Genomic DNA, 11,500 nt, shown 5'->3' with positions numbered 1-11,500 from the left:
ACAAGTTTATAGTTATTCAAATTTAGGTCAGATGCACTTAAAAAAATAATTATAACCATGTAGATTTAATTTGAAATTTCTATGGATAAATATCTTAAAATCACATATACACTAACTTAAAGGTTGTACGGAAATTTCATACAACCTTTTTTGGCCAAATTGTATAACTTTAAAAGGAATGACTAGCATTATATATAGCTCTTAGTCAAATACTATCGCATGTTTGACAGCTAAAATTGTTTTTCAGTTCATTTTATTATTCTAATATGCCAACTTTTAAGTGATATGATAGATAAGTTAGGTTTTAAGTAAGTGAGGTAAAAATGACAAAAGAAAAAGCAATTTATACTAAAGATGTGATACTGGTTATGGCGGCTTCATTCTTTTTTATGTTTAGTACCATGTTTGTTAACCCTTTGATTAATGGCTATGCTAAAAGCTTGGGAGCTAGTAGTGGCTTTGCTGGCTTGATTGTTGGAATTATGAGTATAGCAGCAATGTTTTTGAGGCCAATTGCAGGTAATTTGACGGATAAATTTTCGAAATACCGTTTATCTTTTATCGGCGGAATTCTCATAGTGGTCGGTGTAACCGGCTACGTAATAGCACCGGCAAGCAATTGGCTGCTCCTTTTTCGTTTAATTAACGGCTCAGGTTATGTTCTTTGCACTGTTTGCATGACCACTTGGCTTGCCTTTTTGGTACCACGTGCTCACGTTGGTCAAGCAATGGGATTTTATGGTCTGATGAATGCACTGGCGATGGCTGTTGCTCCGGCACTGGCTATTAGTACTTATCAAAAAACAGGATACAGAACTGCTATCATTGCTTCTGCTGTTTCAGCCTTTTTAATGGTCATTATAATTCAATTTGTTGGCAATAAGGCAAAACCAAAAGAAATTAAGTATAGCGAAAAGAAGAAATCATTTTTACATATCAAAATTATTCAGAAAAATGTATTGCCTATAGCAATGCTCACCACTTTATTTGCTTTTCCTTATTTTGCTACACAAGCCGATCTCGTTACTTATGTTGAGGAACGTCATTTGAGTGTAAATGTAGGCTCCTATTTTTTGATATACGCTGTTGTACTACTGCTTATTCGAATAGCTTTAAAAAACCTCTTTGATACTGTTAAATTTGGCACTTGGTTTTGGTATAGTGTTGTTGCTACTATGGTTTACCTGATTTTGCTCGCAACAATGAAAAATAACTGGATAATGGCTCTTGCAGCTGCATTTATGGCTATTGGCTATGGCTTGATGTATTCGGTTTTACAGTCAACTGCAATGCTTTTAGCTCCCATAAGTGAGCAAGGTTTAGCCAGTAGCACGTTTTACTTAGGGCTTGACATTGGTATGGCTTTTGGTCCAATAATCATGGGATTTATAAATGACTTATTACCAGTCAAATACTTTTATTTAGTGCAATTAGTTTTAATACCTTTCATGATATTGATCTATTTCCATTATCGTGTTCGTCTGAACGGTGCAATTAGGCATCATTAAACCTTTTTCAAATAAAAGAAAAACTGACTAATCTCGTTTTAGTAAAGATTAGTCAGTTTTTAATATCTAATAAAATAATCGGCTTTGCTTTTTATTGGAATTTTTTACCCCATTCCCAAGGATCTTCGTGCCAAGTTTTTAAAGCTTCATATTCTGTTGAAGTTATATATTTCATCTCTTTTTCTTTTTGCAATAGTTCAGGATATGTTAATAGTGGACTATAGTCAACATTAGCTTGAGCAAAGTTAGCTTTAGTATCTTTTAAATAATAAGTAAATATTGAACTCACGCCGATTACATTGCCGCCTTCTTTTTCAGTTGCTTTTACTGCATTAATAACTGAGCCACCAGTTGTAATTAAATCGTCGATTAGTACAATTTTGTCGTTGTTATTAAAGCGACCTTCAATTTGTTTACCTTTACCATGATCTTTTGGCTTTGGGCGTACATAAATCATTGGCAAATTCAGTTTGTCAGCCACCCATGCTGCATGGGGAATACCCGCCGTAGCAACTCCTCCAATCACGTTTACACCTGGAAATTTTTCTTTGATAAGAACTGCTAAATCTGAAGCAATCCAATCACGTAAGTCAGGGTAGGAAACGGTCAATCTGAGATCAGTATAAACTGGTGAAAGCATGCCACTAGCATAAGTGTACGGTTTGTCGGGAGATATCGTGATAATTTTTTTCTCAACTACTTTATTAATAATTTGATCTTGATGCATTCTATTCAAACTCCTTTTTAATTTCTCGATATACTAAAGCGGGATTTTCGGCTTGCGTAATTGGACGGCCAACTACCAATGCAGTGGAACCATATTCTTTTGCTTTATGTGGCGTTGCAATACGTATCTGATCATCAGTGATATTGTCTACTAACCTAATTCCGGGCGTGACGTATAAAAAATCAGATCCTACTTTTGCTTTAAGATTTTTCACTTCAAGTGGTGAACATATCACACCATCTGCACCTGCTTTTTTTGCAGTTTGTGCCAGACTAACTACTTGCTCTGCCATTGATAATGAACAGTTTTGTTCATTTGCCAAAATTTTTTCTGAAATTGAAGTCAATTCTGTAACTGCTAGTAATTTGGGAGTTTCATTTCCAGCAGGTGTTCCATCTATCAACCCTTTTTTTGCCGCTAAAATCATTTCACTTCCGCCCAAAGCATGTACTGTTGTGCAGAAAATACCTAATTGAGCAATCTGTCTTGCAGCTTGATAAACTGTATTGGGAATATCATGTAATTTAAGATCTAAAAAAATCTGATATCCTTGTTTTACTAAATTTTTTACAAATTCCGATCCATAATGATAATAAAGTTCCATACCAATCTTTAAGTATGTTTCTTGGGGATGACCTAGTTTTGTTAGTAATTCAAGAACATCATTTTGGTTGTCAAAGTCCAAAGCTACAAATACTGCTTTTTCCATTAAAACCTCCACAAAAAAGCCTATTCTGGTACGAGAGTGCATCAAAATAGACCTTTTGTTTAATTTAAGTCTTGTTTTTAACTTGCGGTCTCTCTGTACCGTTTAAAGTTTATCATTAATGAGATTACCATTTTTGTTTATAAAATACAATAAAAATTTTGTTTTTAAAAAGTAAAGAAATTGTGTAAAATATATCCAAAAATAATTGTATTGACAGTGAGCTTACATTTTTGGAGGGTAAAATGACAAACATCAGTGTAAAATTGCCTGGACTTAATTTGAAAAACCCAGTGATGCCGGCTAGTGGTAGTTTCGGTTTCGGAGATGTACCAGCAGCAAAAAAATTTGACTTGAACGAACTGGGAGCGCTAGTTATTAAAACTGCTACTCTGAAATCACGTTTAGGAAATCCGCAACCACAAATTGCAGTTTTAGATAACGGTGTATTAAATTCAGTTGGTTTGACCAATCCAGGTATTGATAAAGTTATCAGCGAAAAGTTATCTAATTTAAAAAAGCAATATCCAACACTACCGATAATTGCCAGTGTAGGCGGTGAAAGTGAAGAAGGCTACATTGAAGTTGCTCAAAAACTGTCAGATTCAAAACTGGTTAATGCTCTAGAAATTAATGTTTCTTGTCCTAATGTAGCTCAAGGTGGGATGTCGTTTGGCGTTCACCCAAAAGTTGTGGAAAAGCTAACCGCAGAAATAAAAAATACAGTTGATTTGCCCGTTTTTGTAAAATTAACACCTAATGTAACTGATATAGTTGTGTTAGCGCAGGCAGCTGAAGCTGGTGGAGCGGATGGTTTATCCTTAATAAATACTGTAACTGGTATGAGAATTAACATAAAGACTCGCAAACCTCTTCTAGGAAATAATTTTGGTGGTTACTCTGGTTCTGCAGTGAAGCCCATTGCCTTATATCAGATTAATCAGGTAAGACGGGTTACTAATTTGCCAATTATCGGTATGGGTGGAATTGCATCTGCTGAAGATGTGATTGAATTTATGCTAGCTGGTGCTAATGCTGTTGCTGTAGGTAGTGCACATTTTAAAGACCCTTTAGCTTGTCCGCATATTGTCCATGACTTACCGCAGGTTTTGAATAATTTAGGAGTCAATGATATTAAAGATTTAGTTGGCCAAGTTGAATATAATTAAAAAGCTAACATCAGCAATGTCCAACTTTACTATTGACAATTTGAATTTGAAACAGTATATTTAAACAGATGTCCTTTAAAATTAGTCCCGTGAGGCTAGCAAGGAAAGCTCAATTAAGTATTGACTTTTACAAAGCATTTAGTCTCAAAAAGATTAAGTGCTTTTTTCATGGGCAATGTACTACAGGAGAAAAAAATGACAAAAGAAATTTGGGACGCCTCAGCAATGAAAAGAGCGTTGACAAGAATTACTTATGAAATCATTGAACGAAATAAAGGCACGGAGAATTTGGTTCTGGTAGGAATAAAAACTCGTGGTGTATATTTAGCTCAACGCATTCATGATCGTATTCAGAAGCTTGAAGGTGTTGATGTTCCACTCGGTCAACTTGATATTACCTTATATCGTGATGATCGTCATGATGCGACATTAAAATTAGATCCCGTTGTTAATTCAAGTGAACTGGGAGTTGAGATTAACAATAAACACGTGATATTAGTAGACGATGTGATTTTTACTGGTAGAACAATCAGAGCGGCAATGGATGCTTTAATGGATAAAGGCAGACCAAGTTCAATTGCCGTTGCTGCTTTGGTTGACCGTGGTCATCGTGAACTACCAATTCGAGCAGATTTCGTTGGTAAAAACATTCCAACTTCATCACATGAAGAGATAGCTGTTCATGTAGAAGAAATTGATAATAAAGACAATGTAGAATTAAAACCATTGCCGCAATAAAAAATTAATTCAACCGTTTAATTGGCTCCAGAGAGGGTCAGAAGGGTTTGAGTTCATTTTATTGAGTCTCTAACTATACTAAAAACCCTTTTGCTAAACCTGGAGCTGAAAAGCTTTAGGTTTATTTTTTTGGAAGAGAGTAAAAATGAAAAATATTAATCTTGTTACCCTAAAATCATTTGTAAGTGTCGAAAACTTAACAGTTGAAGAAGTAATGGCGCTTATTGAAAGAGCAGAGTACTTTAAAAAAGGTGGTGCCCGTCCACATCTAACACAACCAGTTTTTGTCACAAACATGTTTTTTGAAAATTCTAGCAGAACTCACACGAGTTTTGAAATGGCAGAAAGAAAAATAGGATTAAGCGTAATACCATTTGATCCTGCTCACAGTTCAACCAAAAAAGGTGAAACGCTTTACGATACTTCGCTTATCATGGCAGCTCTTGGGATTGATCTTGAAGTTATCAGGCATACTGAAAATGAATACTATAACCAACTGATACACCCAAAGCAAAACCAACACCTTGATATAGGCGTGATAAATGCCGGAGATGGAAGCGGTCAGCACCCTTCACAATGTATGCTTGACATGATGACAATTCACGAGCATTTTGGTCATTTTAACGATCTTAAGGTAGCTATAGTGGGTGATATTACCAATTCTCGAGTTGCTAAAAGTAATATGGAACTTTTGACCAGACTTGGAGCCAAAGTTTATTTCTCTGGTCCTGATTATTGGTATGACACACAATACGATAAGCATGGTGAATATAAACCAATTGATGACTTGATTAATAAAATGGATGTAATGATGTTGTTAAGAGTCCAGCACGAACGACACGCTGGTGATCCTAACGAAGCAAAATTTGATGCTCAAGAGTATCATGCAAAATATGGAATTAACCAAAAGCGATATGAGCAAATGAAAGATGATGCCATTATTATGCATCCGGGTCCGATTAACCATGATGTTGAACTCAGCGGTGATTTAGTTGAAGCTCCAAAGTGCCGGTTTGTAAGGCAAATGGAAAATGGCGTTTTTATGAGAATGGCAATGATTGAAGCAGTTATGCGTGGTCGCAAATTAGGGGGATTGTCTTGATGACAACTGTGATTAAAAACGGCTATATTTATACTGGTGGAGAAATAGTACATGGTGACCTTTTAATTAAAAACGGTGTAATTTCCGCAATTGGTACTGGTTTAAAAGCAGAAAATATAATTGATGCCAAAAATAAATTAGTAAGCCCAGGACTTGTTGATGTACATGTTCATTACAGAGATCCTGGACAAACTGATAAAGAAAATGTCATGACCGGTTCGCTGGCAGCAGCACATGGTGGTTTCACTACTGTCTACGCAATGCCGAATGTAGTACCAGTACCCAATACACCAGAACTTATGAGTAAAATGGTACAAAACAATTGTGAAAATGGTGTAGTCCATATTTTGCAATATGCACCTATTACGGTTAATGAAGATACTAATGAAATTCCTGATTATGCAGCTCTAAAAAAAGCTGGTTGTGTTGCACTGAGCAATGATGGCAAAGGTGTTCAGAATGCCGGCACGATGTATTTGGCAATGCAAAGGGCGCAGGCAAATAATTTAATTATTGCTGAACATGCTCAAGATGATACGTTGTTCAATCATGGTGTCATAAATGAAGGTCAAAAAGCTAGTGAATTTAATTTAGCTCCAATTACTGAATTAGCTGAAACAACTCAAATTGCCCGAGATTTATTATTGGCTCAAAAGACTGGCGTTCATTACCATGTTTGCCATGTTTCTACTAAGAAAGGCGTTGAATTGATCAGAATTGCTAAAAGTAAAGGTATTAATGTTACTTGTGAAGTTGCCCCTCATCATCTTCTATTAGGAGAAGAAGATATTATCAATGATAATGCTAATTTTAAAATGAATCCGCCTTTGAGAACTAAAGTAGATCAAAAAGCACTTTTAGCTGGATTACTTGATGGCACAATTGACATGATTGCTACTGATCATGCTCCTCATACTGCAAGTGATAAACAAAATGGTTTTGCCACGGCTGCATTTGGTATTGTTGGTAGTGAAACGGCTTTTTGCGAACTTTACACTAAATTTGTTAAAACTGGTATTTTTACTCTTGAGCAGTTATTAAATTGGCTCACTTTGGCTCCCTCTAACGCTTTTGGCTTGAAAAAAGCTGGGAAAATAGCTTTAGGTCAGCCGGCAGATATTGCTATTTTCGATCTTCAGAAAAAAGAAGCTATTAATTCAGCTAATTTTAAGTCAAAAGGGAATAATACTCCTTTTAATAATGATGCAGTTTACGGTCAAACGGTTTTAACAATGGTTGATGGCCAGATTGTTTTTCAAAGTGAGGAAAGTAAATGAGATATTTAATTTTAGAAGATGGCAGTGTCTATGCAGGCGAAGGCTTTGGTGGAAGTCAAGCGACTAAAGGTGAAGTCGTATTTACAACCGGAATGACAGGTTATCAAGAGGCAATTACTGATCAATCGTATGCTGATCAAATTTTAGTTTTTACTAATCCGTTAATTGGCAATTATGGGATCACGCTGGCAGATTATGAATCACTTGAGCCGGGCATAAAAGGAGTGATTTGTCATGAAGTGGCACGACATCCGGATAACTGGCGCATGCAAACCACTTTGCCAGATTTTTTAAAAAGATTAGATGTACCTGGTATTCAAGGAATAGATACCAGAAAATTGGTTAAAAAATTACGTGCCTACGGTACAATGAAGGGTCAAATTTGTGATTCTAAGGAGAATGTTGCTGCGATTGCAGAGCAATTAAAAGCAAGTCAACTTTCAAAGGACGTAGTTAAAAGAGTTGCGACTACAAAATCTTATCCTGTGCCGGGCTCAAAGCGCAATATTGTTGTAGTAGATTTTGGACTAAAAAATAGTATTTTGCGTGAATTAAGCAAACGAGATTGCAACTGTATAGTTTTGCCTTTTACTACTTCAGCTGAAAAAATATTATCTCTTCATCCGGATGGCGTTTTGCTGTCTAATGGACCTGGAGATCCTTTAGAAATGCAGGGTGCAGTCAAAATGGTCCAAGAAGTAGAAAAGCATGTTCCTTTAATGGGAATTTGCATGGGTCATCAAGTATTTGCTCTAGCTAATGGAGCGAATACTTATAAAATGAAATTTGGTCATCGGGGATTTAATCATCCTGTACGTGAAATAGCCACAGGAAATATTGGCTTTACCTCACAGAATCATGGCTATGCTGTTAGCCGAGATTCAATTGATCCTGATATTTTAATGGTTACTCATGTTGAAGTTAATGACGGTACTATCGAAGGTTTGCGGCACAAGAAATATCCTGCTTTTTCCGTCCAATTTCACCCTGATAGTACACCTGGCCCTCACGATGAAGAAGGCATCTTTGATTACTTTATGCAAATGATTGACCAAAGAAAGGATGTTGAAAATCATGCCTAAAAGAACTGATATTAAAAAAATAATGGTAATTGGTTCAGGACCAATTATTATTGGTCAAGCTGCAGAATTTGATTATTCCGGTACACAAGCATGCCTTGCTTTGCGTGAAGAAGGTTATGAAGTGGTTCTGGTTAATTCTAATCCTGCCACAATTATGACTGATACCACAATAGCCGATAAAGTTTATATTGAACCATTAACTGTAGAATCAGTATCACGTATTATCCGCAAAGAATTTCCTGATGCTATTTTACCGACTTTAGGTGGTCAAGTTGGTTTAAATATGGCTTTATCATTAGCTAAAAGTGGTATTTTAGATGAACTAAACATTGAATTATTGGGAACAAAGCTCAATTCAATTGAACAAGCCGAAGACAGAGAAAAATTTAAAGAATTGTGCCAAAAATTAGGAGAGCCAGTGCCACCTTCAACTAGTGTAAAGACAGTGCAAGAAGCATTAGATTTTGGAGACAAAATTGGTTATCCCATCATTGTTCGCCCGGCATTCACTATGGGTGGAACTGGTGGCGGCATTTGCAATGACAGGGATGAACTCGCTAAAATCGCCAAAAATGGCTTGGAATTATCTCCTGTTACTGAATGTTTAATTGAACGGTCAATAGCAGGGTACAAGGAAGTTGAATTTGAAGTCATGAGAGATCATGACGATAATGCCATGATTGTTTGTTGCATGGAAAACTTTGATCCTGTCGGTATCCATACGGGAGATTCAATTGTTTTTTCACCGTCTCAGACATTATCTGATAAAGAATATCAGATGTTGCGTGACTGTTCTTTAAAACTTATTCGGGCGTTAAAAATTGAAGGTGGATGCAACGTTCAGTTAGCCCTTGATCCAAATAGTTTTAATTATGATGTCATTGAGGTTAATCCGCGTGTTTCCCGTTCTTCTGCCTTGGCTTCAAAGGCCACGGGTTATCCCATTGCTAAAATGGCTGCTAAAATCGCGGTGGGTCTTACTTTAGATGAAATAAAGAATCCAGTAACGGGCACTACTTTTGCAGAATTTGAACCAGCTCTGGATTATGTTGTTTGCAAAATACCGCGCTGGCCCTTTGATAAATTTGCCAAAGCAAATCGTGAACTTGGCACACAAATGAAAGCGACTGGAGAAGTCATGGCTATAGGCAGAACAGCTGAAGAAGCCTTTCAAAAAGCTGTTCGCTCTTTGGAAATTGACCAAAAAGACTTTTATTCAGCTGAAGCACATGATGCAAGTGATGAAGAACTGGAAAATAAACTGGTTAAAGCTCAAGATGACCGTCTCTTTTATTTAGCGGAGGCTTTTCGCAGAGACTATGCAATGTCAGACTTACATGAATTAACCAAAATTAATTTCTATTTTCTAGATATTGTTAAGCATATTGTTGATTTAGAAAAGACTATTGCGGTTAATCCAGATGATCTGGCTGTGCTCAAAAATGCTAAGAAATATGGCTTTAGTGACCATACTATCGCAAATTTGTGGCATGAGGATGAAGACCAAGTGCGAGATTTGCGCAAGCAGAACCATTTAGTGCCAGTTTATAAAATGGTAGATACTTGTGCTGGAGAATTTATCTCACAAACTCCTTATTTCTATTCTACTTACGATAGCGAAAATGAGAGTCGGAAGAATAGTAAAAAATCAGTTTTAGTTGTTGGTTCAGGTCCAATTCGCATTGGTCAGGGTGTGGAATTTGACTACGCCACTGTTCATTGTGTCAAAGCATTACAAAAAATGGGTTATGAAGCCATTGTAATTAATTCAAATCCAGAAACCGTTTCAACCGACTTTTCTGTTTCTGATAAATTATATTTTGAGCCACTTACTTTAGAAGATGTCTTAAATGTCTGTGATCTTGAGCAACCTGAAGGTGTAATTATCCAGTTTGGTGGTCAAACTTCAATTAATTTGGCAGCTGGGCTAGAAAAGCATGGTGTTAAAATCTTGGGTACCAGTGTGGAAGACCTGAACAGAGCTGAAGATCGCGAATTATTTGATCAAGTAGTAAAAGAATTGGGCTTGAAGCAACCGCAAGGAATTACGACTACTACACATGATGGTGTTATCAAAGCAGCAGACAAGTTGGGGTATCCGGTTTTAGTTAGACCAAGTTATGTTTTGGGTGGAAAAGCAATGGAAATTGTTTATAATCAGCCAGAACTTGAAGACTATTTGCAAAATCATGTGGATATTGCAAGCAGTCATCCAATCTTAGTTGATGATTATCTTGATGGGCGCGAGTGTGATGTCGATGCGATTTGCGATGGCGAAAGGGTCCTTATTCCTGGAATAATGGAACATATAGAACATGCTGGAGTTCACTCCGGAGATTCCATGGCTGTTTATCCCGCTCAAACATTTTCTCCCGCAATTAAACAAAAAATAGCAGACATTACTAAGAAGTTAGCTTTAAAGCTTAATTGTCGCGGAATAATGAATTTACAGTTAATTGAGCGCAATGGTGAAATTTATATTATTGAGGTCAATCCTCGTGCTAGTCGTACTGTACCTTTTTTAAGTAAGATTACTTCTATTGAAATGGCGCAAGTGGCAACAAGAGTAATTATGGGTGAGAGTTTAAAGGAGCAGGGTTATGATGATGGCCTGGCACCGGAAACTAAAATGATTAGTGTTAAAGCTCCAGTGTTCTCATTTAGCAAGCTTTCTGATGTTGACAGCTACTTAGGGCCGGAAATGAAGTCAACTGGTGAGGTCATGGGTAGTGATTTTAGTTTTCCTAAGGCACTTTACAAAGCCTTCTCAGGTGCAAACATGCATATTCCTGACAGCGGCAATATTTTATTAACAATCGAAGACCGTGATAAACAAGAAATTTTGCCTATTGCCAAAAGATTTGCCCAAATCGGTTACCGTATTTTTGCTACCTGTGGCACAGCAATATTTTTAAAACAAAATCATTTACATGTTGCTTTGGTAGATAAAATTCATGAAGACACTGACACAAATATCCTAAATGAATTGAAAACCGGCAAAATCGATTTGGTAATTAATACTATGGGACATGATCTGGCTAAAACATCTGATGGCTTTGTCATTCGTCAGACTGCTATTCAGCAAAATATCCCGTTAATTACAAGCCTGGATACTGCACGTGCATTACTGACCGCTTTAGAAAACAGGTCGTTTGCTACAATAAACATAAAATAGAATTTTTAAATTAAAA

The 11,500-nt window shown here is 36.6% G+C and carries 9 protein-coding genes; 7 read left to right on the top strand and 2 right to left on the bottom strand.

Translation table 11 applies throughout. The features are described 5' to 3' along the window. Positions 1 to 323 precede the first annotated feature (323 nt). A complete protein-coding gene (locus H3T43_RS01790; protein WP_198212109.1) occupies positions 324 to 1,508 on the top strand; it encodes an MFS transporter in 1,185 nt (394 codons plus the stop codon). 91 nt (positions 1,509 to 1,599) lie between these two features. Here H3T43_RS01790 and pyrE read toward each other — a convergent pair whose 3' ends face one another. Both pyrE and pyrF read right to left on the bottom strand, forming a co-directional pair. Then, complete coding sequence (gene pyrE, locus H3T43_RS01785; protein ID WP_198212107.1) at positions 1,600 to 2,235, bottom strand: orotate phosphoribosyltransferase; 636 nt, start codon at positions 2,233 to 2,235, stop codon at positions 1,600 to 1,602. 1 nt (position 2,236) lies between these two features. Beyond that, entirely contained in the window at positions 2,237 to 2,944 is a 708-nt protein-coding gene (gene pyrF / locus H3T43_RS01780) for an orotidine-5'-phosphate decarboxylase (RefSeq protein WP_198212105.1), read from the bottom strand. Positions 2,945 to 3,186: 242 nt separating this feature from the next. Between pyrF and H3T43_RS01775 the strand changes: the two genes are divergently transcribed. The 6 genes from H3T43_RS01775 (at position 3,187) to carB (ending at position 11,484) form a co-directional block, all read left to right on the top strand. Next, positions 3,187 to 4,110 carry a dihydroorotate dehydrogenase gene (locus tag H3T43_RS01775; protein WP_198212103.1) on the top strand — a complete coding sequence of 308 codons (924 nt, stop codon included), beginning with the start codon at positions 3,187 to 3,189 and terminating at the stop codon, positions 4,108 to 4,110. A 195-nt stretch (positions 4,111 to 4,305) separates the two neighbouring features. Continuing rightward, positions 4,306 to 4,848 (top strand): bifunctional pyr operon transcriptional regulator/uracil phosphoribosyltransferase PyrR, encoded by a 543-nt coding sequence (pyrR, locus tag H3T43_RS01770; RefSeq protein ID WP_034981376.1) that lies wholly within the window; start codon positions 4,306 to 4,308, stop codon positions 4,846 to 4,848. 145 nt (positions 4,849 to 4,993) lie between these two features. After that, positions 4,994 to 5,950 carry an aspartate carbamoyltransferase catalytic subunit gene (locus H3T43_RS01765; protein WP_198212101.1) on the top strand — a complete coding sequence of 319 codons (957 nt, stop codon included), beginning with the start codon at positions 4,994 to 4,996 and terminating at the stop codon, positions 5,948 to 5,950. Then, positions 5,950 to 7,227 carry a dihydroorotase gene (locus H3T43_RS01760; protein ID WP_198212099.1) on the top strand — a complete coding sequence of 426 codons (1,278 nt, stop codon included), beginning with the start codon at positions 5,950 to 5,952 and terminating at the stop codon, positions 7,225 to 7,227. The genes H3T43_RS01765 and H3T43_RS01760 overlap by 1 nt, the downstream gene beginning before the upstream one ends. After that, a complete protein-coding gene (locus H3T43_RS01755; protein WP_198212097.1) occupies positions 7,224 to 8,309 on the top strand; it encodes a carbamoyl phosphate synthase small subunit in 1,086 nt (361 codons plus the stop codon). Before H3T43_RS01760 ends, H3T43_RS01755 begins: the two co-directional genes overlap by 4 nt. Beyond that, complete coding sequence (carB, locus tag H3T43_RS01750; RefSeq protein WP_198212095.1) at positions 8,302 to 11,484, top strand: carbamoyl-phosphate synthase large subunit; 3,183 nt, start codon at positions 8,302 to 8,304, stop codon at positions 11,482 to 11,484. The genes H3T43_RS01755 and carB overlap by 8 nt, the downstream gene beginning before the upstream one ends. Positions 11,485 to 11,500 lie beyond the last annotated feature (16 nt).

It is taken from the genome of Lactobacillus sp. M0396 (assembly GCF_016101625.1).
Taxonomy (GTDB): Bacteria; Bacillota; Bacilli; order Lactobacillales; family Lactobacillaceae; genus Lactobacillus; species Lactobacillus huangpiensis.
This window is presented reverse-complemented; position numbering and strand designations above follow the sequence as displayed.